The organism is Rhodovarius crocodyli, assembly GCF_004005855.1.
Classification (GTDB): Bacteria; Pseudomonadota; Alphaproteobacteria; order Acetobacterales; family Acetobacteraceae; genus Rhodovarius; species Rhodovarius crocodyli.
In genome coordinates, this window is sequence record NZ_SACL01000002.1 from 590,384 (window position 1) to 614,127 (window position 23,744).

The window sequence follows — 23,744 nt, forward strand, 5'->3', positions numbered from 1 at the left end:
TCAGGGTTCCGCCTGGGCAGGAAGTACGGGGCCGAAGGCGGGCATCGCCGCTTCGAACAGGGCGAAGGTCCGGTTGGCGGCAGCGGCCGCCTCGGCGGCGCAGATGCCGGGCAGGGTGTCGATGATCTCGACGAAGCGCGGCCAGAGGCGTTCGCCCGCGCCGTGCTCGAGATAGGCGGTGGCGGCGGGGCGCAGCGATGCCGCCACGGTGCGCGCGAGTGCCGCCCCGCCGAGGCGCGAGCCCTCCAGCACATAGGCCGTGCCCACCATGGCCGAATCGCCCGTGGGCGCGGGGATCCAGGCAGCAGGCGGGCAGGCGGCGCCCAGCGCCCTCAGGTCGGCCAGCAGCGCGTCGCGCCGGCGCCGCTCGGCCCAATCGGGGATCAATCGGGCGATCCCTGCCTGTTCCAGCGCCCGTTCCAGCGGCGGGACGATGGCTGCATGCCAGCGCAGGAAGGCTGCGTAGAGCCGCGGATCGTGAAAGGCGAGGGCAGGGAGTGCGGAATCGAGCCTGGCATGGGCATCGCGCGTACCGGAGCGAAGCGCCTGGCGCAGGCCGGTTTGAGGGGCGGTGCCGCTCAAGCAGCCGGTTTCCCGGAATGCGATGTCCAGTGGGGCAGGCGGGCCATCTCGAACCAAATCCTTCAGCCAGTCACGTTTGGCGAGTGCCGACCGAAATACAATGCCCCCGTCGGAACGATAACGACAAAGGGAGCAGAAGGTTGCGCGCCGGGCGAAATAATCCGCCCGCGACTGCCGATGCCATGAAGGAGAGAGAGTGGTGACCCCTACGGAAATCGGCGGGGAATGTACTTTCAGATAGATGGCATTCCAACCCGGTAGATCGCAGCTACGAAAAAACAATGGGTTACACGTCGATTTCCAAACTGCCATTGCCTTATGGACTATGGCTAAGGCGTCCGCAATTGCGTCTTCGAGGCGGCAGCGTCCCGCAGTACTGATCGCCCCTCACCCCCGTCAGCACAGCTCGCGTGTCCATTCCGGCATCGCAATCGGCGCCGCTATTTTCTGGCTCCCGCAATCCCCTCTCCTGGCGTTGCAAGGCGGTTGATGAGAACGGCAGACGGGGCAGACCCGTGGGGCGTGATTGCCGGCTGGTGGGAGACTTAGGCCGAGAACTAATCTTCCTCCCGACGCCACGTCGCGTGCTCGTCCGCGTATCGATAGAGCATCGTTGCGATCTCCGCGTCCGGCATGACGCGTTGAAGTCGCGAAATGGAGGCCTTGAGCACGCCACGGCAGACATCTACGGCATCGAAGCTTTCGGTCTCTACCAGCCGCCAGATCACATCGCGGGCCTCCACGAAGCCGTACTGCTCCGCAGGTGTGGGATCGGGTGCTTCGCAGCTCAACTGCTCCTCCACGGCCATCTTTCGGCATGCGTCTTTGCTGGGACGCGCGCCGCGGCATCGAGATGCCTGACCAGAACGCGGCGGTCGAGTCAATGCGGCCGCATATTATTGAGATAATTGTCAGTAAAGTTGTCGCGTTTTCGCTTTCATTGCGCCACCGATAAATGATAGCTTTCGAATGTGCTTAGTGAATAAATAATGTGGGGAATTCGCTCATGGGCCAGAGGCACCTGGTGACCAATAAAGTTAAATATAATCCTATGCGCGGAGCAACGATTGCCGAATGTGAGGCATTTATCATGCTTGCGCTAGAGTGGCGGCGGACAGCTGACCCAGCCAGCATTATTGTAAAGAAGCTCGATCAATTCCTTGGGGAACTGCTTGTGGTTGTCGGTATGGCAGAATGGCCGGGCCGCCTCGAACCTGAAGTACCGCCTATACTTCCAGGCGAGCAGCGGTTGATCGTGCGCTTAGGCTTCTGCCGGATTGCATGCCTGGCGTTCTTGGACAGGCACCCTTCAGGAGGGCCGCAGCAGCACGTCGCCTCCCGACTGATTGCGCGCAGCGATGCCCTTGCTGAAGCCTTGACGGGTGTGCCGGACTATTTCAGCGATCGGCGCGCCGATGAGGCTCTACACTAAGAGCCTCTCCGTTCTTGCTAATTTATACTTGGTATTTTCAGCAGGCCAGGCAATATCCGACCTTGGGCTTTGGTATTGAAACAATTCAAATTTCTTGGATTGTTTGTTTCAGGCTGGAACCCTGGTGCAGCCGATTAGTTCAGAACCTCGGGCAACCCATGCAGCGAGGAAACCATGGCCAAGCAAAACACGCTCGCCGATCTGTTTCATGACACGCTCAAGGATATCTATTATGCTGAGCGAAAGATACTGAAAACCCTGCCAAAAATGGCCAGGGCGGCGCAGTCGACCGAGCTCAAGGATGCTTTCCAGAAACACAAGGCCGAGACCGAGGGGCAAGTCGAGCGCTTGCAGCAAGTCTTCGAGATCATCGGGAAGCGTGCGCAGGGAAAGACTTGCGACGCGATCGAGGGCATCGTCTCGGAAGGCGAGGAGATTATCGAAGAGTACGGCGGAACCCCAGCTGTCGATGCCGGGCTGATCTCCGCGGCCCAGGCGGTCGAGCACTACGAGATCACCCGTTACGGGACGCTGCGCCGTTGGGCGCAGGTTCTGGGCTATGCCGATGCCGTGGCCTTGCTCGATGCAAATCTCCAGGAGGAGAGCAAGACCGACGAAGACCTGACCGCCCTGGCCGATGCCGGCGCCAACGATATGGCAAAAGCGGGCAAAGAGGCATGACCGTCGGCAAGCCCAACCCCGGCAGTTCGAAGAAGGGTGACATCGACACGCGGAGCACCGACGCCCATGGCAAGCAAGCCGATGAGGTCGAAAGCCACGCCGAGCGAGCAAAAAGGAACCAGCGCCCCAAGGCTAAGCCTGACGGGGAAACGGCCGGCGCATTGAAGGACCAGACTGCGCGTTAGCGCGTGATCCGCTCACGAGCTCGCTTCGAGGCGGAGGAATTAACCCATGTGAATGCGAGGGCACATAATGTGACCCCAGATACATAACCCGCGGATGACTAGGACGCTTCCGGGGGTCTCCAGGGCGGCGGGATCTTCCAGCGGTCCCGCCGCTTTTGCATCCCAAAGCACGCAACGACATTGCCCGTTGCGCGTTCAGTTCGAGAAATCCGCCATTGGAAGGTTTGAACATGGCTGCGCCTGGCGTCATCCTGCTTCACGTAGAACGTGACGTTCCTGCCTGCAGATGGGTCGCCCGCGCGGGTGCCTATCAGGGCCTCATTGCGGACGCAGAAACGCTGGATGACATGCTGCGGTGGACCCGTCCCGCACTGGGCGGCTATCCTGAGTTTGAAGAAGGTGGCGACTACACCATCAAGATGGTGGTCGACGCGCCACTCTAAGGGTTCAGATAATCGCGACCTGCGTTCACAATTTCTGAGCGCTTGAGATGGTTACTGGGGTTCTGCGGAAACCCTCGAGCGACCAGGGCGTTATGCGCGGGCGTTTGGAACCCTGGGCATGTTCGAAGCTTCGCTGATCAAGGAATACAACGGTAGGCCGGCGGTCCCCATACGGAGGGATGCCGGAACCGTGGTGTTTCACGGCCCCGCAGGCCAGGAAAGCCTTCCCGTTGGAGAGTGGGAGGCGCTCTCGGTATGGCGCGGCTCCTACGTGGCGGGAACGGATAGTTCGGAGTTCCCAAAAGATGCGGCACCGCCAGCTCATGACGGTGAGGCCCATTTAGACGAAGCGCAAAGCCACGCCGATCCAGCTGGTCCGGCCTCATAATGCTGTCGGCATAAGGGGCTGGTTACGGTCAGCTTCGGGACTGAGGCCGCACCTTGCCATCGGGAGTCCAATTTCGATCCGAAATAGCAATAATATATTAGTTTGAGAGACACTGCCGCCCCGCGCGCGGAGGCTCTCTACGCCCGCCGTAATGTGGAACGACCTAACGAAATGGCATTTCAAAGACTTGACGCCGAGTCGGCTACGAGAACGTTACAAATCGCGCAAAGAATCTCGAAAAGGATTGCGAACGATATGCCCCATAATGTTTAGACGGGGTAACGGAACGGGTTGGAGAAGTTGGTTTCATGTGCGGAGTAAATTTCGATATTGATTATGAAATTCTGCGTGACGGTTCAGTCATGGCAGAACTTGATCATTATGACATTCTGGAAATCGCTCAATATCTTGAGGCTCGCCTTCGATATGATGGGGAAGTGTACTCCGCTATCCTCTTAAGGCACATCTGGGAAGGAATCCGCGACAGCGCGATCGCTAAAGGCTTACATCCACGACCTGCAACCCATGCCTTGATGGTTGGGCAACCTTATACGAAGCAATCCATTACTCGATAAAGCCGACTTCTTGAGTCGGTCATCTGCTGGTGGCCTGAGGCATGGCTGGAGGCGTCAGATCCTCGAGCAGTTCCTTGCCTTGCACCGCGTTCTCGATCAGGGGCGGACGCGGGGCGATCGGGAATGCTGCGTCAGCGCCTGTGGATGCTCGACGAAGTGCCGGGGACGACCGAAAGCGATGCCTCTACGAAGCAGCCGGTCATCGCGGGGTCGTCCCTTGCAGCTATCCGCGGACACTGATGATCACGCGTTATCGGCAAGCACGCGCCCACTGCCATCCAGAATGTGTTGGATTGGATACAAGATAACGTCAGTGAAACTTGAATCCGTCTAGTCTTCCAGGATATTCGATAGATGGGAGGCTGCAATGCTTAATCATTCATTAATCGTACGGACTGCGCCTCAAGAAGTCCCGGCTGCTTGTGCTAATTGCGGGGGGCGCACCGCCGGCATCTGCGCCGCGCTGGACACGGCGGGGCTGGAGGAAATCTCGCACGAGACCCGGCGCACCGCCGTGCGCCCGCACGACATGCTGTACCACGAGGGCGACAGCGCCCAATCCGTGGTCATGCTGATGCGTGGCGTGGCGAAGCTAACGCGTCAGCTTCCAAATGGTCGGCAGCAGGTGGTCGGCTTCCGTTTCGCGGGTGACATCCTTGGCTTTACCACCCGTCGGAGCTTCGCCTCCGACGCGGAGATGCTGACCGAGGGTCAGGTGTGCCGAATCTCGCGGCTTGATTTCGAAGGAATGCTGGCGCGCTTCCCGGCCACCCAGCGACGCCTGATCGATCTGTGCAGCCAGGAACTGGCCGAGGCCCAGGAGCAACTGGTCACCGTCGGCCGCCGCCAGGCGGAGCAGCGCGTCGCTGCCTTCCTGATCGCGCTGGCTGAGGCGGCGCGCCGCCGGGGCCAGAGCTATGATGTCCTGGACATGCCCATGACCCGAGCCGAGATCGGTGACTTGCTGGGCTTGGCGCTGGAAACCGTCAGCCGCGCCTTCACGCAGCTGAAGAAGCGCGGCTTTGTGAAGGAGTTGGGCCGGGGCAGGGTGGAGCTCCCCGACATACCGGCCCTCGCCGCCATGGCCGAAGGAGACATAGAGTGAGAGGCTTCAGTAGTCCCTGGCACCGTGCAGTTGAAACGAAAACTGCGAAATTAAAAAGTAAAAGCTCGACTTTATGAGCATCACTTCCAAATTCCTACCATATAGCATATAGCAACTATAAGTATTAATGCGTATATGATGCAGAGTGCGGCTGTCGTTAATCTGACGCGGCCGAATCTCCTGTGAGCGCCTCTTTCGGCGGACCTCATCCTCTCATACCTCTTTGCCTTGTGGCACCTTATCCAAGTTGGCGCGGCCGCCAACGATTATCTGCTCCAGCACTGGTTGGGCCGACCAGATTTGCGGCTGGAAGGCCCTATTCAGCCAGAGCAGAGCTGAATGGTCGCCAGGAAAAGAAACAGCCACCGGTTCTGTGCAGCGCTATGCGATGCGGAAGGGCTCGAGAGCAGCTCTGCGCGCAAGATGCTCGTCAGGCCCCCAAGATCCGACGCCAGCGCTGGAAGGCCGCCATCTGGTCATCGCCATGGATGCTGGCCCAGATGCCTGACAGCGCGGCCTGGGTCCGCTTTCCTGCCACGATGCGCAGCACCTCGCGCATGTCGCCGCGGTTGGCCGCTTCCAGCCCGCCGAAATGCCAGATGTACCAGGGGCCCGTCAGTGCGGCGCCCGGGACGGTGCGCATGTAGGCGCGGGCATCGGCCAGGCTCATGCCAAGATAGCTGGCATAGGCCAGCTGGTTGTCGTACCCGGTCAGCTGAACGATGCCGCCTCCACGGGCCTCATACCCACCCAGCGCAGCATACACCTGGTCGCCCAGCGCCTTCGGGTTGCGCAGCAACGCCCCGGGGTTGGCGCCGGCCCGCGAGCCAAACATCAGCCGCACCTGCGCCTCGGTGGTGTAAAACAGGTTCTCATCGATCCGGGTCAGGCCGCCAGTCTCGATTTCGGCCTTGGCGATGACGCCGGCCGCACCCAATCGGGTATAGGCCGGGAAGCGCGCGAAGGCGCCGGTCAAAGCCCCCGCCCAGACATCGGGAGCATCGCATTTCGGAAAGCCTGTCCTCACCATCGCGGGGGTGATCCGGATGCTGAACCCAGAAGTCGCGGGCGCTGGTTTCAACCCCGGATCGGCGGTAACGCCTTGCGCTCCCAGTGCGAGCCAGGTTCGAGGCCCCACTGTGCCGTCGCCCAGTAGCCCATGCTTCAGCTGCCAGGCAAGTACGGCGCCGGCGGCCTGGGGCCCGTAGACCCCATCGATCATCACCCCGCCGATGCGCTGCTGCACCCAGCGGACATCCTCGCCCCGGGCGCCGACACGCAGGACGCGGGTGCCAGGCAGGACCGTTTCGCTCATCGCGGCACCGCCTGGCCCAGCTTGCCCAACTCGCCCCGGATCATGCCCACGAGCGTGTCCTGCGGCAGGTTGGCCGTGCTGTCCGGAAAGCGCTCGCGGAGCTTCGAGGCAGCAGCGTCAAGCCAGTCCACGGAAGGCGCAGCTGCAGGCTGGCCAGCGCCAAGCTGCGCGATGATCTCGCCCGCGATGCGTGCGGCGCCATCGCCCAGGCGCTGCTGGATCTGATTGAGCATGAAGGCGCGAAGGGCCTTGATGCCATAAACGGCGAGGGCGACGACCGAAGGCGCCGCCAAGCCCCACAGGGCCTGTACGAACTGATCCATGAGGATCTCCTGATTGTAAGGTTTGCCGCTTCCCGCGGCGGGGTCAGCTGCGCCTGAAGGCCAGGGCGCAGAATTCGTGGTTCTTCACAGGCTAGGAGCTGAGTTGCATCGAACCGCCGAACACACGCTTACGGCGAAGAGCTCAAGATCAGTGCCTATGTTTTCGATGCGAAAGCGGATCAAAATTGCCGAATCGCATCAACATGACGTGGCATTAATTCCTGGGAAAGGACGTGCCAGGGCGGCGCTGCTTCAGCTTTGGCTGGCAGTCAATTCCGCTGAGAGGGCCGAACGCCGCGAATCTTCTCAAAAGTTGTTAATGGAATTCAGAAACGCATGTTCACAATTGAACTCCGGTCTAGCGATGCATCAGTGATTCCAGTTGCTTACATCCGAAGCTCGATCCGCCACCTAAAGTTGTGTCTTTCCGGCAACACTTCCTCGCTCACTTGTGAGTGATGTTGCAACCTTAAGTTGCTTCGTTTGCGCCGAGTCGCATCATTGGCGGGCATCGACAAAACGGGGTTGGGCAAGTGCTTCTTCAAAATGAGAGCGACGAAATGCAGCACGCTGAGCAGTCCATTGTTGCCATGCTGCGTTACGCAGAGCAGGCTTTGAACGATTGTGGGCGGACCTTCGAAGCCGCCGTTTTGCGCCATGTCTGGGAAGGTCTGCATCGCGCCCCGGATGAGCAGCAGCTGACGCATGATGAGGATAAGCCGCTTCAATCTTCAACTTGAAGTTAGTTGCGAAGGCGTTGCATTTCAGCCAGTTGGCGGGAGTTCGCCTCGGCGCGTCCATTCCCTACGGCTGATCATAGCAACCCATTCCGGGGGATGGACTTAGAGATGCGGAGGACAGAGCGCATAAGGCTAAGGAGTTCGCATCTTGGAAACGACACCCTTCGGATTTGACATCAATCGTCCGGGCGCTGACGTGCCCAACCCTGGCCCAAAGGATAGGGAACGCCTGTTCGAACTCTGGCATCAGTTGGGGAGCCAGGGACGCAAGGTGGTCTATGTGACCGCATTCGCGCTGGCGGCGAAGCAAGGCGTGATTGGGCCCGATGAAAGCATACTTCCGACTGGCGATTGATCAGCCCTTCGCGGCCACAGGGCAGGATGGAGCCATGAGCAGAACTAAGCTTGTTGGGACACGTGTCGAGGCATCGACGCTAGCCGCGCTCGATCAGGCCGCGTCGAACGCAGGCTGCAACAGGGCCCATCTGATGAACATCATCTTGGTCCGCTGGCTGACAGCCCGCGGTTACTTGGTGGAGGACGGCCAGGAGGTGCTGCCGTGAAGGTCTATCGCGACATCGACGGCGAGAAGCGCCTGATCGGCCGCGCCGACATCCCCGAAGCTGTCGGCGCGGTGTTTGAGGTGCCGCTGTTCGGGCGCAGCTCGACCATTGCGGAGCGCTTCATGGTCGGGGCTGTAACTTCTTATCCCGCTGGCCGGGATGCTCCCTTTGTGGAGCGGGCGATCATTGCGAGCGAAGGCCAAACGGTCGAGTTGCTGCCTGGATGGCAGGCACTGACATAGCCTAAGCCCGCCCCTCCGGCCCCGTGCGCTGCCGCACGATGCGGATCAGTAGCAGGGAAATAGCCTGCGTGCCGATCAGCCCGGCCGCGCTGGACACCCCTGCCAGCACACGCACGTCGCTGATCTGGAGGTACTGCACCACGGCCGAGGATATGGAGCCGCAGACCACGGCCTCGGCCAGCAGGGCCAGCAGCGAGGGCAGCGGCCGGGTGGAGGATTTGGCCCGCACATAGGCGCCGGCCGCGGCGCTGACGGTTCCCACGGCGAGCGCCACGGCAGCCTCGCCCCACACGCCTGGCGGCTCGGTCGGGCCGCTCACAGGGCCACCGCCTGGGCCCAGCCTGCATCCAGCTCTGCCTCGGTCAGGCCCAGGTCACCCGCCAGGCGCACCAGCAGGGGGTGATCGCGGCGGTACTCGCTGCTGTCCTGCCACTCGATCATCGCCGCCTCGCGCTCGCCCTCCGGCAACGCCGCAATGGCCGCCTCGATGTCGGCGGTGCTGATGCCCCGCCCCAGCAGCCACAGGCGCAGCTGGCGCCGCGTCAGGGGCGGCCGGGGCAGCGCGAACGGCACGACCCCTTCGGAATGATCACCCGTCAGCAGCGTCACCTGCACGCCCGTCATTGCCTCGCTCATGCCCGTGCCCCCATGACGATCAGGCGCCCGGCGGTGAAGTTCCGCGGACTGCCCGAGATATTGATGATCCGCACCGCCTCGATGCGCTGATTGGCGCCGAGCGCAATGTCACCCTCGGCCACGAGAGGCGCCCACCCGTAGCCACCTGCACCGGCGTTGGAGTCCGATCGCGTGAAAGCCTTGGCGTAATCGGCATAGCCGTTGCCCGCGCAGTTCAGGATCTGCGTGATGGATGTCAGCGGATCGTCACCACTGCCAATCCACCCCAAATAGTGCCCATAGAGAGCATCGGTTTTGGGCTGGGCCACCTGGCCGCTCAGCTGCGTGTTGAAAAGCCGGCTGTCGAAGTACTGATTGGAAGGGCCGGTGAGCCACACCCCGCCCACCTTGGCCTGCAGATAGATTTGCTGGACCGCGCCGGAGCCGACGCGAGCGCCCTCAACCGCCACCTCCAGCATGTGCACCCACTGCGGGACCGTGACCTCAACCCCGTTGCCACCCACCATGCTGGTGCTCGCCAGCAGCTCCCGCCCCAGGTCGCGGCGGTTGACGTCGGACAGCACGCGGAACTCGCTGCCCGTCCAGAGCCACCGGATGGTCTGCCCGGCGATCAGCTCGCCCAGGCCGAACTCGCTGCCGTTCGCCCGCCGCAGCGGCTGGGCGCCCAGCCCGTCGATAGCCAGCGTGACGGCCCCGGTGTTGGTGGTGGTGACGGTGTGCGCGCCCGTCATGCCGGGCCGCAGCACCAGCAGGGGCGGCTTGTGCACGATGGCCTGGGCATTGGCCGTGCCGCCGGCCGAGGGCACGGCGCCCACGATCCCGAAGCGCGCGGCATCGGCCAGGGCCGTGCAATAGATGCGCTTGGCGCCAGACACCCAATTTACCGCGGCGTTGGCGTTGCTGGACCGAACCACGTTGCGCGTGAGCGTGTCGGGCGTGCCGGCCGTGACGGTGCCCCAGCCCTCTTCCCAGGCGGCATCCGATTCGCAGCGGTACCAAGCCTCGCCCCCACTCCCGATGCCGGTCACGAAGCTGATGCGCAGCGGGTCCGTGGGGTCCGTCAGGTCATAGGTGCCGGTGCCCACCGTGGTGGTGGTCTGCTCGATGGCATTTTGCAGCATGGTGCGCCCCTTAGAGGGATTGGCGGATGGAGAACGACGCGCGGTGCACGCCGAATGCGGGTTGCGTGATGGGCTGGATCTCGGTCAGGCGGCCGATGATCCAATTGGCCTGCTGCGCCGGGGTGTCGGGCTGGATCGCGGCCAGCACCTGGCGGCCGGTGCCCGCGATGCGCTGCAGCTCGCGCACCGCCTCCGCCTCGGCCGTCGTCAGCGTCGGCAAGGTGAAGGTGAGCAGCCGGCGGCGGGGGCCGCGATCCACGAAATCGAGGCCCGAGCGGCTGTTGGTGGAGACGACGGCGCCATCCTCCATCGCCCACCCCCAGTCATAGGCGTAGTTGCCGCGCGCCGGCCGGAAGGCAGGGCCGATCCAGGCCCGGCCGAGATCCAGGTAGCCGACGCCCGCAGCCAGCGACCAACCGCCGATCTCCGCCCGCCATTGCCGCGCCGAGAGCGCGGCAGGGGGCACCAGCATGTGCATGCCGTATCCCGGCACCCAGCCACCGGGTTGCGCGCCCGTGTCGAGCACCCCGCCGCCGCCCGGCGTCGCGGCATCCAACAGGTGGCGCACCTCATCGGTGGAGCGCATCCAGCCCCGGGCATCGCCCATGGCATCGACGCCGCCGGCGTCATCGGGCTGCGCCAGGGCCAGCACCCCCACCTCGCGCAGCGCGCCGAGATCGACCGTGAGGACAGGGTTGATGATTCCGGCGGCGCTGCGCCAGCGGCGGCGCAGGATGGGATCGGCCAGGCGCGTGACGCCGAGGCCGCCCGTCTCGCTGTTGGTGGTGATGGAGACGCCCGGCCGGTCCAGCCAGTTGACCCAGGACAGCAGGAGCTTAGTCATCCCAGCACCGTCAGATCCACGCGGTTGCCCCGCACGGACTGCCCCACCACACGCACGTCGCGCCCGGCCGCCAGGCCGTAGCGCGGCCAGGTCAGCCGCGCCTGCTGGCCCAGCCCCATGCCCCAGCCCATCATGCCGACCGGCACGCGCCATAGGCCCAGCCCCGGCCGCAGCAGGGACAGGATGTTGTTGCCGAGCGCCATCGCATCCGCCTCATCATCGAACAGGGTTTCCAGGGTCACATCGCGCGCCTGGGCATTGCGCACCCGGCGCGCTGCGATCTCGACCGAGACGCGGCGGCTGGCCTCGGCCAGCTCCTGCCGCCGCGCCGCCGTGATGGTGGGTTCCGGCACAAGGTCCGTGCCCGAGAGCGGCGACCAGTTGCGGCGATAGCCCAGGCCCGCCCGCCAGGCGGGCGCGGGCGGTTCCAGCGGCTCCACATCGTCCAGGATGCTGTCCTGGTCCAACAGGATGCCGCCGGGGCCGCCGGGGGCGGAGACGCGCCCCACCACGATGCTGCCCCCGCCATCGTCGCCCCACCACAGGCCCGCGCCCGCGGCGAGGCGAGAGATGGCCTCGGCGAATGTCACCTGCTCCGCCAGCCAGAGACCGGCGGTGCCGGGCGCGTAGCCCTCAGCCGAATCAAAGGCGGCGGGGTTTGTGGCCACCCCGCCGCGCGCCAGCATCAGCCGCATCATGCGTGGGATGCTTGCGCCACCGGGCTGGCCCCAGAGATCCGCCGTGACCGTGCCGTCAGGGCTGCTTCCGAGGCGCAGGTAGCTGCCTGTGGGCGTGATGGCCCAGGAATAGGTGCCGCCGGGCACCGTGGCGGCGGCCAGCGCGGAGTAACTGCTGTAGCCGGCACCGGCATCGATGGGCGCGCCGCGGACATACACGCCCGTGATCTCGCCGATCTGGCGGGCATGCAGCTGATAGATCAGCAGCCCCGCATCCACCTGCAACGGAGGCACGTTGCGCAGGCGCCCCCAGGCCTCCGGCACCGGCTTGCCCCGCAGCTCATCCCCGCCATCGGCACCGCCCGTGCCGCCGTAGAGGCCGAGCATGGGCACATCCAGCACATAGGCCAGGCTGGCGGCGGTGATGCGGAGCAGGCGCCGATCGGCACGCCAGCCGCTGCCGATGCCGGCGAACACCAGGCGCCGGTCGGCATAGGCCGCGCTGCGATGGCCCAGCAGGCTGACGGAGAGCGGCCGGCCGTCGATGGCCAGCCCCTCCGCCGTGCCGTCATAGGCGCCATCGGTGTTGTCCACCGGGATTTCGCCCAGCGCGGCCGCGATCCGGCGCTCACCGGCCGGGTCCAGCGGGAGGCTGCGTTCCAGGGTGATGTCGCCCGCCCGCCCCTCGAAATGCACGTTGGGGCGGGTGTCGGTCGGCTGGGATGTCCAGTCCACATCCGACCAGTCCAGCCGGACATCGCCGCCGGAGACGCGGCCGGGCAGGATGCCGGCGGGCAGGATGCCCGCCGTGAGCGGCCCGCCCGTGGTGACCAGCACGCCATCCGTCGCGCTGCATTCCACCAGCAGCACCGCATCCGCCAGGGCGGGCTGCGGCAGCGCCAGCAGATCGAGCGCGACCCGGGCGGCGGGTTCCTCGATCCCCGCCGGCCAGGCGCCCGCTACCGTCATGAGTTCAGGTTCCTTGTGATCATGTTGATGCGGGTTTCGTTCGCGAGCGCGTCGAACTTCGCGCCCATCTCTGCCAAGCGCCGGTCAAGCATCTGGACCATGCCTTCAAGCGCCCGGATGGTGGCAGAGTCACCGCTCTGCCGGGCCGAGTAGGCCCCGTAATCGGCCACCTCGCCGCGCACGAAGGCCTCCCGCTGCGCATAGGTGCTGCTGGCCCCGCCATAGACCTGCTGGCTGAGGGTCAGCAGCGCATCGGCAGCCGAGGTGACCTTGGTGGCATCCGACCCCGACAGGGCGGTGTCCAGATTGCCCTGCGCGATGCGCAGCCGCTCCGTAGGGGAGAGGCTGGAGGTGCTGCTGAGAGCCTGGCCGTTCAGCCAATCCAGCACCGATTGCGCCGCTGCCTTCTGGGCATCGGCGGCCTGCTGGGCATAGCGCTTGACCAGGGCCACCCTTTCCTCGCCCAGCACTTCCTCCGTGCGGGTGATCCGGCTGGCCACCTCGGCCGCCGTCAGGCCCAGTGCCTCCAGCGAGGCCTGCGCCTGCAGGATCTCGGCCCGGCCCGCCACGTCGAAGGCCATCAGGTCGGCCTGCTGGTTCTCCCCACGGGCGCGGAGGCTGCGCACCTCCAGGCCCGTGTCATAGCTGGAGACCTGCAGCGCGCGTTGCGCCCGCAGCCGGTCCAGTTCCTTATCCCGGGTGGCGGTCAGCTGTTCCGTGGCAAGGCTCAGCTCGCGCGCCTTGTCGATCTGCGTCTGCCACTGGGCTTCCAGGGCCTTCAGCGACTTCTCGAACTCGCTGGCCTGCGTGCCGGTCAGCGCCTGATAGGTGTTCTTGTACCAATCGAGGTTGCTGGTCAGGGTGTCCACGTTGTTGCCGGAGGCGTTCAGGATGCCGCGATAGTCGCCCGTCGCGATGTTCTTGAAGCCTTCCAGCAGGAATTCCGTGGCCCTGCTGGCGAGCTGCTGCGCGCCTTCCTCGGTATTGGCGAACTGCGCCTTGCTGCCGGAATAATCGAGATACAGGTTGCCCGGGTCATTGCCGCCCCGGCCAGAGGTGACGCCCACCGCCAGCTCACCACCCAGGCGAAGGCCGCCCAGCTGATCGCCGATGGTGCTGGCCAGCTTTTCCAGGTTGCGCACCGCCGTTTCCGCCTGCGTGGCATTGGCAGCGGAGTAGCGCGCCCCGGTCAGGCCGTTGCGTTCTTCCTCCAGGCTGTACAGGTCCAGGCGGAATTCCTGGCCCTTGCCGGACGGCTTCTGGCCGGGGAGCAACCCACCGATCAGCGCCAGGACCGCGCCGCCGATGATGCCGGCGGGACCGAGGGCGCCGAGGGCGGGCAGCAGGCCAAGAGATGAGCCGAGGGAGGCAGCACCCGTAACGGCGCTGGTAACACCACCCAGACCCTGAAGGGTCCCACCCACGCCGCCACGCTGGAAGCCATTCACAGCACCGAAGATGCCACCGCCGATCGCCAGGGCACTGCCGAGGGCGCCGCCGAGGGTGATGCCCATTGGGTCCCCACCGCCACCCACGAATGCACCCGGTTCACCAGACATAGCCGTGCCGGAATAGAAGCCGCTGGGGGTCAGCGCACCATTGGCAGCAGGTGTGTAGAGGTTGGTGTTCAGCAGGCTGTCCAAGCCGCCCCAACCGGTGTTTGCCATGCCCGTGGGACTGGTCAGGAAGCTGTAGCCCCCGAACCCGCCGCCGCTGCCGCCGAACAGGTTGCGGCCGATCGACAGCGCCCCGCCACCCGTGGACAGCAGGGAGGATTCGGAGCCCCCCGCCGCCGTGCCAGCCGTACCCGCCGCGACGGCGGTGGGCGAGACGCCGCCCAGCAGGCCGCTGACATAGCGCACCATGGGCGTGGTGACGGTCTGCGAGAGGATGGCGCTGGCCGCCTGACGCAGAAGGTTGGTGAAGGTGCGCGACAGTGTGGCCGCCGCGCTCTCCCCGTTCTTGAAGCCGTCGAACAGGCCCTGCGTGGTCGCATCGGCGATGCGGTCACCCCAGTTCTGCGCGAAGCGTTCCGCCTGCTGCTGGGCCCGCTCCGCCTCGCGACGGCTTTCCGTCTCGGCCCGTTCCCGCGCCCGTTCTTCCTCGCGCTGCGTGCGCCGCCCCTCGGCGGTCTGCTGGCGGATGACCTGGAAAGCCCGGTCATCCGATGGCGACATGGAAAGTAGGCCCGTAGAGGCATCGCGGCGGAGGACCTCGTACAGGTCGCGCATGTCTTGCGCTGCACGGGCGGCGCCACGGAAGGCCGCTTCCTGCTGGCGGAGACGTTCGTTACCGGTCTGGAGCGTGCCCAAACTGGCATTCACTGCCGCGGTGTAGCCAGCGACAGCCTGCTCAGCCTCCTGCCCCGTGATGCCCAGGCGCTGAAGTTCCTGGCGATAGTCGGCCACATACCGCCGTGCACGATCTTCGGTCGCAATATCAGCCCGCGCGCGACGCAGGGCATCCTCGCCCTGGGAGGCCGCCTCGTTCAAGCGCTGAATATTGGCCACTTCCCGGCTGAGAGAGGCCGCCACATTCAGCTCGAAGCCCTGAAGCTCCAAAGCCGCCCGACGCATTCGGGCGGCAGCCCGCTCCGCTGAACCGCCAGATTCATCCAACGCCAGCCCCGCCGCGCGTGCGCGCTGGCTCAGCTGCTCCATCCGTTCTTCGAGCTGGCGGGCGTTGCCGGTGAAGCCATCCAACTCACGCGCCGTCTTGCGAATATTCTCGCTGACCTGATCGTTGCCGGTGACCAGACCCATCAGGGCATCATGGAGCTGGGCCAGGGCTTCGCGAGATACGTTGCCAGCCTCACGGAAGCCCTCCACCACCTCCACAAAGGTGCGAAGACGCTGCACATCCTCGTTGCTGACGATCAGATTGTACTCTTGGGAACCGCGCCCATAGTTCTGAGCGGCCTGCTCCTGCATCGTCCACAGATCACTGCGCACGCCGGCGGCCATCGGCCCTACGCGCTCAAGCACCTGCCGCTGGAGAGCATTCTGCTCACCCTGCAACGCCGCGCGATCCTGCGTGATATTGCGGATTTCCTGCTGCTGGCGCGCAACGCTCAGGGCATTGTACCGCTCGGTCAGCTCGCGGACCGCCGAAGCCTCGGTTTCAAGGGCGGTGTGATAGGTCCGTGCCTCATCCTGCACTTGGCGGAAGTTCTCCGCCAGGCGCTTCACGACATCGTTGAATCGCTCGGTCTCACTCCGACCGTTGACGAGCTGCGCCGCCAGCACGCCGACCGTCAGCGCCGCACCAGCAATGGCGCCGCCCGTACCGAAAACCCCCAGCAGCTGGCTACCCTGCTGACCGAAAGCCACCAGGGCGGACTGGCCGGCGGAGACCTGCACCGCGAAATCCTGGATCTGATAGCCAGCCTGGCCCATCACCTGGCCCAGGCGCGCGCCGCCACGGGAGGCGTTGTCGTTGGCCGCGTCGAGCCGGGCGGTCGCCGCGGCAGCCCCGTTGACTGCCGCCGACATCGTCCCAAGCCGAGATTGGGAAATTTCCACGGCTTCATTGAAACGGCGCAGCGCCGCGACGCGCAGTTCACCGACGCGCTGCGCCGACTCAGCTCCGGATGCCTCCGTGCGGTTCAGCACGTCCAACTGCCGGGCCAGACGTTCGGCAGCTGCCGCCGCCGGGTCCAGCACCGCCTGCGTCCGCGCGAAGGCACGCGCGAGGTTGGCCTGGGACTGAGCGGACTTCTCCGCAGCGGCCCCCGTGCCCTCCAGCGCGGTACTGGCAACCTCGGCCGCCGCCGGGATCTGCTGCAGGGCGGCCTGCCCCGCCTGCCCAAGCCCTTCCAGCAACTGACGCGCGCGATCCGCCGCCTCCACGCTCACGCGCATGGAGACGCCGCCCCCGGCAAATCCGGCCATGTGTGATTATCCTTCGAGGATCGGTTGCACCGCGGCGCGCAGCTCCTGCGCCGCTTCTGCCTGCACGGTCCCGAGATCGAGCAGGCGGGCGTTCCGGCTGCTGGGCAGCAGCAGGAACCATGGGGTGCCCCGGCGTTCGCCAGGGCGCTTCAGCACGGCCAGCAGGGCGCCGGCACGCGACTTCGTGGGAAACAGCACGAATTGCGGCCGGCGCTTGCCCTCGCCGCGCTTCGGCTGCGCGCCCTTGGCCGAGGGGGTGGCGCTGACCACATCCGCGCCCAGCGCCTCGGCCGCATCATCCAGGCGGCTCAGGCGCCGTTTCTGGCCGCCCGGCACCGGGCCGCCCTTCCGGTTTCGGTCGGTGTAGGCGAAGCCCGCCCGCACCGCGGGCTCCAGCGGGATCACCAGGAACCGGCCGTTGCGAGGCAGGATGGCCGCCCCCTCCGCGAAGGCCGCGTGCAGCACCTCGGATTTCGAGTAGACGAGGCTGGCCGGGCGCAGGGTACGCTTGCCGCGCGGGTAGTGCTCCAGTTGCCAGGCCTTGGCCAGGCCGCCGCCCAGCCCGGCCTGCTCCACCTGCCGGCGCAGCTTGGCCTGGGCATTGCGGGCCACGCCATGCACGGCGGCGGCCAGGCCGTCCTGAATGCCCGCCACCTGATCGGCGATGATGCGCGACAGGTCGCCCTCGATGGTGGTGGCGAGGCGCATGGCGTCAGACCGTGATGCCGCGCCTGGCCGCCAGATAGGCGCGGATGCCCGTCGCCACCTTGGCCTGTTCCGTGCTGGTCAGCGCCACGTTGTGGATTTCGGCCGCCGCGACGTGGTTGCGGCCCTGGTAGTCCGAGCGGAAGGTCGAGCCGATCCGAAACTTGCGGCTGCTGGTGTCGAGCAGGCGAGGGTTCACGTTGACCGTCGTGACAACTTTGTTGTCGGTCCAGTCGCGGAACTCGAAGCCCACGCCCGAAGTGATGGTGATCGACACCAGCCGGGCCTTCGTGTGGTCGTCAATCGGCATCGCGGAACCCGCTATGCCAGGGACGCCGGCGGTCGTGTATCCAATCAGGAAGCGGAGATACGGCTTGTTGGTAACCGCCTCCAGCCCCTGGAAGTAAATCGCAACACCTCCGGTGCTGGACCCGCCGTTATTGCTCAGGCACGTCGCGTTGAGGGCCGCATCCGTGTTGCTCGGCAGGTCGATGCTGTCCAGCACGGCGAACAGCGTCATGTCAGCCGTCTCGGCCACCTGCGTCTGCATGTAATTCACGGTCGATTTGTAGGCCGCGCCCTTCGCGTCATAGGTCGGCGTGCCCACGATCGTCGCGTCACCCACCCCGCTGGCATAGTAGTTCCGCGCAGCCTCGGCATCGCTGACGCCCGGGAACCACAGGCCCTGCAGGCCGCGTGTCACCTGGGGGATATAGCCCACGATGGGGCCGGTGTAGTTGGCATTGATCACATAATCGACGCCCATGATGCCTCCGTCAGGCTGCGATGGCGGGCATGGAGAAATGCGCGCACCAGTTGTTTTGCGGGTAGGGTTTGCCGACCAGCGCGGCGATGTTCTCGGTCGCGTCCATGCCGGTGCTCGGCAGGTAGGTGTAGGCGGTGGTCGACACGGTGCCGTCGCTGTCGCGCAGGCAGCCGTTGCCCGCGCAGCTGTTCTGCTGGCCGTATTCGATGATCGGCGTGCCCACGACGTCCCGGCCGAATGCCAGCAGCACCACGCGCTGGCCCGCGATCTGCACCGAGGTGAGCGGGATGTCGCCCGCATCGTCGCGGGCACTGAAGCCCTTGGTGGCGTAATCGGTGGCCACGCCCTGCACATAGGGCAGCCCCCATTGCAGCGCTCCCTCGGGCGTGTGGAATGCCAGCAGCGCCGAGCGGGCCCGCCACAACAGGCGCACCGGGTGCAGCGGCTCCCAATCGCGCCGGTCGATCAGGATGCGCGCCATCACCTTGCCGAAGATGGCGCCGAGCCACCGCACCCCGTTGGTGGTCAGGTGCCCACCCTTGTCCGGGACGAAGTAGCTCGGCGAGGCCATGAACACGTCAGGCCGCTCCAGCGCCAGTTCCAGCTGCGCCTGGCCGATGGCCAGGTTGGAGGCCTGGCGCACATAGGCGCCCCCGGTCTGGTACATGAAGCAGGCGGGCGGCCGGGCATCGCCAGCGCCGGCCGTGGCCGCCGCCAGGGCATCGGCATTCGCCGCGGCGCGGATGGTCTCGAAGGTGGCCCGGTAGGTCGCCTTGTCGATGCCGGATGCGGTGTAGTCCTGCTCACCCTGGAGCCAGGGCCAGGCCACCAGCTGCCATGGCAGCGCGGCGCCCGTGGCGGCGGCCTTGCCTTGGGTCATGGCCCCGGCGATGCGGGCGTAGCAATTGGCCGAGGCGCCAGGCACGAAGTTCGCGATGGGCTGCCCGCCCTGGCCGCTCTCCGTCGCCACGAACAGCAGGGAGGGGTCGGCGGAGAGACCCCGCCGGTCCAGATACACCTGGCGCAGGTGGTCCAGGGCGCATTCCAACACCGTCTCGCCGAAGGCATCGTCACCGAAGGTCAGGGCCGCGATCTGCTCGGGCGTCAGCAACGTGGCCGATGCACTGTCCCGCACCGTCGCCACCAGCGGCGACAGGGCCGTGCTGCCGAAGGGCGTCCAGGGGGCCGAGGCGGCGTGGACCGAGCCCCCGATCATCCTGTTGTCCAGCCGCTGGCTGGTCATGGCGGCCGGGTGGGTCTCATAGCCCACGGCCAGGGACTGACCCCGGATGTCGAACTGGTTCAGCCCCGGCAGCAGGGGCCGCACGGCGGTGACCTGGCGCCCGTTGACGCCGGCGCTGTAGGCCGCCGCGTAGGCGTCAGCCGCGGCGATTTCCTCGGCCGTGAAGCCGCTGGTGGAGCCGCCGGCATAGGTCTGGATGCGGGGCACATGCACTGTGCCGTCCGTGCCGATCTTGGCCACGATCATGTTGCCCACGCGCAGCCGCAGCAGCGCGGCAGGATCGTCCAGCGGCATGGCGTCCAGCCCCAGATTGGAGGAGCTGCTGCCGTCGCTGGCCAGGGTCATGCCGGGCAGCGCGATGCCGCCTGTGGTCAGCTTGAGCCCGCCGATCTCCACCGTGCCATCCGCGAGCCACTGGGCCAGCACCAGGCCGCTGGAGAGGCGGATGCGGTACAGCACCCGGCCCGTGGGATCATCGGCCGGGGTCTCCAGCGCAAAGCCCAGGAGGCTTTCCTGGCGGCCGGTGTGCTCCACCGACAGGCCGGCCGTGGCCCAGCGCGTGTTGTCGAGCAGCGCGGCCACCATGCCGCGCGGATCGACCAGCTGCCACAGCGCGCTGCCGGACCCGGGGCGGATGGCTCCGGCGGGCATGCGAAAGGTCCCGTCCTGCTCAATAGAGAGCAGGCCATCGCCTGCCAGGGTGCGCAGCACCCACACGATCCAGTCCCGCGCGGCGTCTGAGGCGAAATTGCCTTCCAGGGTGGCGGTGCGCTGGCCGAGCACGCCCACGCTCGGCCCGTCATAGGTCCAGGCGGAGCCGGACCAGCGATAGCGGCCATTGCGGTTGGACCCATCGGGGTTGGCGGTGGCCGGGGCAGCGGGGTCAGCATAGACCTCGGCCAGCACGCCCACCCCGGTCCCGGCAATCAGCTGCAGATCCGCGAAGGTGCGCACCTGCGTGGCGGCATCGAGCACCGCCGCCTTGACGGCATCGAGAGCCTGCACAGCCTCATCCCGCGCCACCAGGGCCTCGTCGATGCGCTCCTGGTTGGCGTAGGTCATCAGCGTCTCGACAACGCTCATCGCGACGGCCTTTCCTGATCTTCTTGGGTGGCCCATGCCCCGCCGATCTGCCCGAAGGCATCGATCAGCCAGGCGGACTGGTCGTTGATCCCGCCGGGGTCAGGCAGATGCGCCAGGCCGCCCATGTCGCCGCGGCAGCGGCACCACAGGCGGACCAGCTCATGCCAATCGTCGGGGATGGTAAGACGGGGGTTCATGGGCCAGGGGCGATTGCCCACCAGCCATTCGCCGCCGTCAGAGGGCTTCAGGCCCCCTCGGAACCCGTCTGGGGCGCGGGCGCAGGCGACGGCGCCCCAGATGAGTTTCCCGCGGCGGCCGGCACATAGGCCAGCTCATAGGCACGCCAGCCGAGCGAGAGAATGTCACCCTCGATCGCCTCCAGCAGCTCATCGGGCACCTCATTCAGCGCGCGCCGGAAGGGCGGCAGCCCCGCCCCCTCCCAGCCGCGCAGGGCACGGCGCAGGATGATCTGGGGCATCAGGTCCCACCACAGCTGATCGGCGGCGCGCGCCGAGGCGAAGAACGGCACGGCCATCGCGGCCAGCACCATCGTCTCACGGTCGCGCACCAGTTCGGCGGACAGGAGGTTACCGGCATCTTCCGCCGCCTCGCAGGCGTCGAGGGTGGCCAGCAGCTCATCCAGCGTTTTGGGCGCCAGCTCGGCTAGCGCATCGCGCAGCAGCTGCCGCATACGCAGCAGGCCAGGCGAGAGGGCCCCGGCCGCGATCATGTCGCGGCGGAACTGCTGCCGCTCCAGCATCGTCAGCGGGGCCAGCTGATAGGCACGCTCGGACGGCTTGCCTTCGTCATAGCGCACCGTCACCAGCTGGCGGCGCGACGTAACCACATCGGTCATGGGGGTGTCCCTCAGTACTGGCAGAGCAGGAAGCCGGCGTCGGTCAGGTTCGCCTGCGCGCGGATGCTGTTGGCCTCGAAGCCCTGGCTTTCGCCCGGGTCCTGCTGCAGCTGGCGGATGCTGGGCATGGTCGCCATGAAGCGATTGCCGGGCGTGGTGCCGAGCTGGGCGTAGAACGACCCGCTGGCGCCGCTGCGGAAGGCATCGAACAGCCCAGCCTGGTTGGTGGTGTCGATCAGCGGATCGAGCGTCAGCATGCTGGCGCGGCTGATCGGAACGCCCGAGCCCACGCCGCCGGCCGCCTCCGGGTCCGGCGGCAGCGCGGTGCTGACGCCGAGATCGAAGGAGCAGGAGCGCAGCTGCGCCTTGAGGCCGAGCAGGCGGGACTTGCCACCCTGGAAGATGGGCGGCTGCTGCGCGGCGCCGGCCACCAGCAGGGTGGGGTTGGCGTTCGCGCCCTGGTCCAGCATCTGCGCCTGCAGGGAGAACACCAGCGTGCCGATGCCGCCCGTGCTGAGATCGAGCCGGGCAGTGCCGGTGGCCCCCGTGAAGCGCCAGCGGTAGCCGTCCTTCCAGAGGTAGACGGTGACCGTCTTGTACACGCTCTCATCGCTGGTCGGGCGCCACAGCACGTTGGGCGGCACCTGCACCAGCGTGCTGGTGGACAGCACGGGCGAATAGGTCTCGGCCAGGGTGGCGACGCGGCCGCTGGTGTAGTCCAGGCAGGCCGCCACGGCACCGCCACCGGGGTTGCCGGTCAGCAGCAGCGGCACGCCGCGGTAGATCTGGGCGGTGTTGGAGAAACCCACCGGCAGCGTGAGGCTGGTGGCGCTGCCCGCCGTCGCGGCCGTGGCCGCCACGCCCGTGTTGTCGATCACCTGTTCCATGGCGCAGGCCTGGAGCAGGCGGCCCCAGGAAGGCGGGGTGCCGCCGGCGCCGGTACCCCGAAGGGGCACCCTCAGCTCCAGCGTGGGCTGGAAGCTGCCCAGCGCGGGCGGCAGCACGTCCAGGCTGCCCGAAAAGCTGGGGTCCTGTACCACCTGCGCCCCGAAACGCGCCTGGCAGTCACCCAGGATGAGATCGGCCAGCAGCGGCGAGCCCGCGATGGCGTCGGTGCCGGGCGTGGTTTCCACGCGCACGGCCACAGCCGCGAAGCGACTGCGCAGCAGAGATCCGCTCATGGGATCATTCCTCTGATGTTAGGGGATGCTGGTCTGGCCAGCGACGAGCCACAGCGTGGCGGCGACGGTGATGGAGACCTCACCGAGATGGTCGGAGCTTTCTTCGACCGGGTAGGCATCGGCGCTTGAGCTGCGCACCTGGACATCCTCACAGAGCGGCAGGCCGCCCCGATCGAGGCGCGCGCCCTCGGCCTCAATGGCGGCGATCAGGTCTGCCTCCAGCTGGGCCAGGGCATCGCTGCAGGCGACTTCCGTCGCCGCGGCGACGGGGTAGCCCACCACGGTGATGCCAACCGTCCAGAGCGTCTGATACGGCGTGGTGGTGTTGTCCGCCGCGGCGTCGCCCGTCACATCGATGCAGATCAGCGGGCGGGCCTCATCGGGCACGTCGTCGCGGCGCGCGCGCTCGATCGTGTAGCCGTCGAGCGACGCCGCATCGGCCAGGCGTGCGAGCAGCGCCTGACCCAGCGCGGTGCGGAAGGGCACAGGCATGGGGCCTCACTTGGAGAGGGTGATGGTGGCCTGCGTCCGCTCGGCGTCGATCTCGACCACCGCCACCTTGCTGATCTCGGTGCCGATGCGCAGGACATCGCCCGCCAGGGGCTCATAGGGCAGATCGGCCAGGCAGAGCGTGACGTGGCGCGGGTCGGTGCTGGCCTTCCGGCTGGCACCAGGGAGGGAATAGCCCTCCGTGGGTGCCGTCCGGGTCACGCGCAGCGGCTGTTCCCCTGACGGCACGCTGCTGCGGCCGGGCGCTGCGGTGTACCAGGCCTCGACTGAGGCGTTGGGATCACGGTGCAGCGCCCGCGCCGCAGCGGCGAAGGCGTCGGACATTACGCGGCCACGGCGTTCGGGCCGCCCAGCTTCACCATCAGAGTGGTGGCGCCGGAGGCGTAATTGCCCGGACCAACCGCCCAGCCGATGCAGCGATTGCTGGTGGCCGTCGTGGTCACGTTCCCGGCCGCGTTGTCCCAGAAGACGCGCACGCCCTCATTGATGGCGGTGCCGGACACCTTGGGGAGGGTGAAAACACCCTCCGTCTCGATATCCACCGGGGAACCGGAGGCGGCGTCACGCAGCGCGACGCCGAACAGGTCACCAACCAGAACGCCCTGGCCGGAAACCACCGTGGCCGGGGCCGTGACGGTCACGGCACGGCCCTCATGGATGTAGTTCTTCATGGTGTGAGTTCCTTCTGT

General features: G+C 66.4%; 28 protein-coding genes. 8 read left to right on the plus strand and 20 right to left on the minus strand.

The features are described from left to right. Window positions 1–582: a biliverdin-producing heme oxygenase gene (locus tag EOD42_RS08790; RefSeq protein ID WP_127787105.1), complete on the minus strand. Its 582-nt coding sequence runs from the start codon at window positions 580–582 to the stop codon at window positions 1–3. A gap of 557 nt (window positions 583–1,139) precedes the next feature. After that, complete coding sequence (locus EOD42_RS08795) at window positions 1,140–1,391, minus strand: hypothetical protein (RefSeq protein ID WP_127787106.1); 252 nt, start codon at window positions 1,389–1,391, stop codon at window positions 1,140–1,142. A 215-nt stretch (window positions 1,392–1,606) separates the two neighbouring features. Here EOD42_RS08795 and EOD42_RS08800 point away from each other — a divergent pair, with 215 nt between their 5' ends. The 5 genes from EOD42_RS08800 to EOD42_RS08820 all read left to right on the plus strand — a co-directional run bounded on the left by EOD42_RS08800 (window position 1,607) and on the right by EOD42_RS08820 (window position 5,391). Further along, window positions 1,607–2,014, plus strand: a complete 408-nt coding sequence (locus tag EOD42_RS08800; RefSeq protein WP_127787107.1) for a hypothetical protein — start codon at window positions 1,607–1,609, stop codon at window positions 2,012–2,014. Between the two features lie 174 nt (window positions 2,015–2,188). After that, entirely contained in the window at window positions 2,189–2,695 is a 507-nt protein-coding gene (locus EOD42_RS08805; protein WP_127787108.1) for a YciE/YciF ferroxidase family protein, read from the plus strand. After that, complete coding sequence (locus tag EOD42_RS08810) at window positions 2,692–2,880, plus strand: hypothetical protein (protein ID WP_127787109.1); 189 nt, start codon at window positions 2,692–2,694, stop codon at window positions 2,878–2,880. The genes EOD42_RS08805 and EOD42_RS08810 overlap by 4 nt, the downstream gene beginning before the upstream one ends. Window positions 2,881–3,110: 230 nt before the next feature. After that, the gene (locus tag EOD42_RS08815; RefSeq protein WP_127787110.1) at window positions 3,111–3,323 is read left to right on the plus strand and encodes a hypothetical protein; all 213 of its coding nucleotides are present in this window, start codon (window positions 3,111–3,113) and stop codon (window positions 3,321–3,323) included. Between the two features lie 1,330 nt (window positions 3,324–4,653). Beyond that, window positions 4,654–5,391, plus strand: coding sequence for a Crp/Fnr family transcriptional regulator (locus EOD42_RS08820; RefSeq protein ID WP_127787111.1), 738 nt, complete (start codon window positions 4,654–4,656; stop codon window positions 5,389–5,391). A gap of 430 nt (window positions 5,392–5,821) precedes the next feature. Here the strand turns inward: EOD42_RS08820 and EOD42_RS08825 are convergent, their stop codons facing one another. From EOD42_RS08825 to EOD42_RS08835, 3 genes are all read right to left on the minus strand, one after another. After that, window positions 5,822–6,706 carry a peptidoglycan-binding domain-containing protein gene (locus EOD42_RS08825; RefSeq protein WP_127787112.1) on the minus strand — a complete coding sequence of 295 codons (885 nt, stop codon included), beginning with the start codon at window positions 6,704–6,706 and terminating at the stop codon, window positions 5,822–5,824. Further along, window positions 6,703–7,029, minus strand: a complete 327-nt coding sequence (locus EOD42_RS08830) for a hypothetical protein (RefSeq protein ID WP_127787113.1) — start codon at window positions 7,027–7,029, stop codon at window positions 6,703–6,705. The genes EOD42_RS08825 and EOD42_RS08830 overlap by 4 nt, the downstream gene beginning before the upstream one ends. A gap of 386 nt (window positions 7,030–7,415) precedes the next feature. Continuing rightward, window positions 7,416–7,736 (minus strand): hypothetical protein, encoded by a 321-nt coding sequence (locus EOD42_RS08835; RefSeq protein ID WP_127787114.1) that lies wholly within the window; start codon window positions 7,734–7,736, stop codon window positions 7,416–7,418. A 181-nt stretch (window positions 7,737–7,917) separates the two neighbouring features. Between EOD42_RS08835 and EOD42_RS08840 the strand changes: the two genes are divergently transcribed. The 3 genes from EOD42_RS08840 to EOD42_RS08845 are packed head-to-tail and all read left to right on the plus strand — an operon-like array spanning window position 7,918 to window position 8,574. Beyond that, window positions 7,918–8,124, plus strand: a complete 207-nt coding sequence (locus EOD42_RS08840) for a hypothetical protein (RefSeq protein WP_127787115.1) — start codon at window positions 7,918–7,920, stop codon at window positions 8,122–8,124. A gap of 34 nt (window positions 8,125–8,158) precedes the next feature. Then, window positions 8,159–8,332: a hypothetical protein gene (locus EOD42_RS25850; RefSeq protein ID WP_164867839.1), complete on the plus strand. Its 174-nt coding sequence runs from the start codon at window positions 8,159–8,161 to the stop codon at window positions 8,330–8,332. After that, window positions 8,329–8,574 (plus strand): hypothetical protein, encoded by a 246-nt coding sequence (locus EOD42_RS08845; RefSeq protein WP_127787116.1) that lies wholly within the window; start codon window positions 8,329–8,331, stop codon window positions 8,572–8,574. The genes EOD42_RS25850 and EOD42_RS08845 overlap by 4 nt, the downstream gene beginning before the upstream one ends. Before the next feature lies 1 nt (window position 8,575). On the opposite strand, the gene EOD42_RS08850 is transcribed toward EOD42_RS08845, so the two are convergent. From EOD42_RS08850 to EOD42_RS08920, 15 genes are read right to left on the minus strand one after another with little or no spacing between them, the layout of a single operon-like run. After that, window positions 8,576–8,893 carry a phage holin family protein gene (locus tag EOD42_RS08850; protein ID WP_164867753.1) on the minus strand — a complete coding sequence of 106 codons (318 nt, stop codon included), beginning with the start codon at window positions 8,891–8,893 and terminating at the stop codon, window positions 8,576–8,578. Further along, window positions 8,890–9,210 (minus strand): hypothetical protein, encoded by a 321-nt coding sequence (locus EOD42_RS08855; RefSeq protein ID WP_127787118.1) that lies wholly within the window; start codon window positions 9,208–9,210, stop codon window positions 8,890–8,892. The genes EOD42_RS08850 and EOD42_RS08855 overlap by 4 nt, the downstream gene beginning before the upstream one ends. Further along, the gene (locus EOD42_RS08860; RefSeq protein ID WP_127787119.1) at window positions 9,207–10,331 is read right to left on the minus strand and encodes a hypothetical protein; all 1,125 of its coding nucleotides are present in this window, start codon (window positions 10,329–10,331) and stop codon (window positions 9,207–9,209) included. Before EOD42_RS08860 ends, EOD42_RS08855 begins: the two co-directional genes overlap by 4 nt. A 10-nt stretch (window positions 10,332–10,341) precedes the next feature. Further along, window positions 10,342–11,175, minus strand: a complete 834-nt coding sequence (locus EOD42_RS08865) for a hypothetical protein (protein WP_127787120.1) — start codon at window positions 11,173–11,175, stop codon at window positions 10,342–10,344. Then, the gene (locus tag EOD42_RS08870) at window positions 11,172–12,821 is read right to left on the minus strand and encodes a hypothetical protein (protein ID WP_127787121.1); all 1,650 of its coding nucleotides are present in this window, start codon (window positions 12,819–12,821) and stop codon (window positions 11,172–11,174) included. Before EOD42_RS08870 ends, EOD42_RS08865 begins: the two co-directional genes overlap by 4 nt. Beyond that, window positions 12,818–16,711 carry a coiled-coil domain-containing protein gene (locus EOD42_RS08875; protein ID WP_127787122.1) on the minus strand — a complete coding sequence of 1,298 codons (3,894 nt, stop codon included), beginning with the start codon at window positions 16,709–16,711 and terminating at the stop codon, window positions 12,818–12,820. The genes EOD42_RS08870 and EOD42_RS08875 overlap by 4 nt, the downstream gene beginning before the upstream one ends. Window positions 16,712–16,717: 6 nt before the next feature. Then, window positions 16,718–17,419, minus strand: a complete 702-nt coding sequence (locus tag EOD42_RS08880) for a DUF6441 family protein (protein ID WP_127787123.1) — start codon at window positions 17,417–17,419, stop codon at window positions 16,718–16,720. Window positions 17,420–17,423: 4 nt separating this feature from the next. Continuing rightward, window positions 17,424–18,182 carry a hypothetical protein gene (locus EOD42_RS08885; protein WP_127787124.1) on the minus strand — a complete coding sequence of 253 codons (759 nt, stop codon included), beginning with the start codon at window positions 18,180–18,182 and terminating at the stop codon, window positions 17,424–17,426. Between the two features lie 10 nt (window positions 18,183–18,192). Continuing rightward, a complete protein-coding gene (locus EOD42_RS08890; protein WP_127787125.1) occupies window positions 18,193–20,508 on the minus strand; it encodes a hypothetical protein in 2,316 nt (771 codons plus the stop codon). Beyond that, window positions 20,505–20,705 carry a hypothetical protein gene (locus tag EOD42_RS08895; RefSeq protein ID WP_127787126.1) on the minus strand — a complete coding sequence of 67 codons (201 nt, stop codon included), beginning with the start codon at window positions 20,703–20,705 and terminating at the stop codon, window positions 20,505–20,507. The genes EOD42_RS08890 and EOD42_RS08895 overlap by 4 nt, the downstream gene beginning before the upstream one ends. Window positions 20,706–20,752: 47 nt before the next feature. Next, the gene (locus tag EOD42_RS08900) at window positions 20,753–21,364 is read right to left on the minus strand and encodes a hypothetical protein (RefSeq protein WP_127787127.1); all 612 of its coding nucleotides are present in this window, start codon (window positions 21,362–21,364) and stop codon (window positions 20,753–20,755) included. Window positions 21,365–21,375: 11 nt separating this feature from the next. Beyond that, complete coding sequence (locus tag EOD42_RS08905) at window positions 21,376–22,545, minus strand: hypothetical protein (RefSeq protein WP_127787128.1); 1,170 nt, start codon at window positions 22,543–22,545, stop codon at window positions 21,376–21,378. An 18-nt stretch (window positions 22,546–22,563) separates the two neighbouring features. Beyond that, window positions 22,564–23,037: a hypothetical protein gene (locus tag EOD42_RS08910; RefSeq protein ID WP_127787129.1), complete on the minus strand. Its 474-nt coding sequence runs from the start codon at window positions 23,035–23,037 to the stop codon at window positions 22,564–22,566. 6 nt (window positions 23,038–23,043) lie between these two features. After that, a complete protein-coding gene (locus tag EOD42_RS08915; protein ID WP_127787130.1) occupies window positions 23,044–23,379 on the minus strand; it encodes a head-tail joining protein in 336 nt (111 codons plus the stop codon). Then, a complete protein-coding gene (locus EOD42_RS08920) occupies window positions 23,379–23,726 on the minus strand; it encodes a DUF2190 family protein (protein ID WP_127787131.1) in 348 nt (115 codons plus the stop codon). Before EOD42_RS08920 ends, EOD42_RS08915 begins: the two co-directional genes overlap by 1 nt. Window positions 23,727–23,744: the final 18 nt, after the last annotated feature.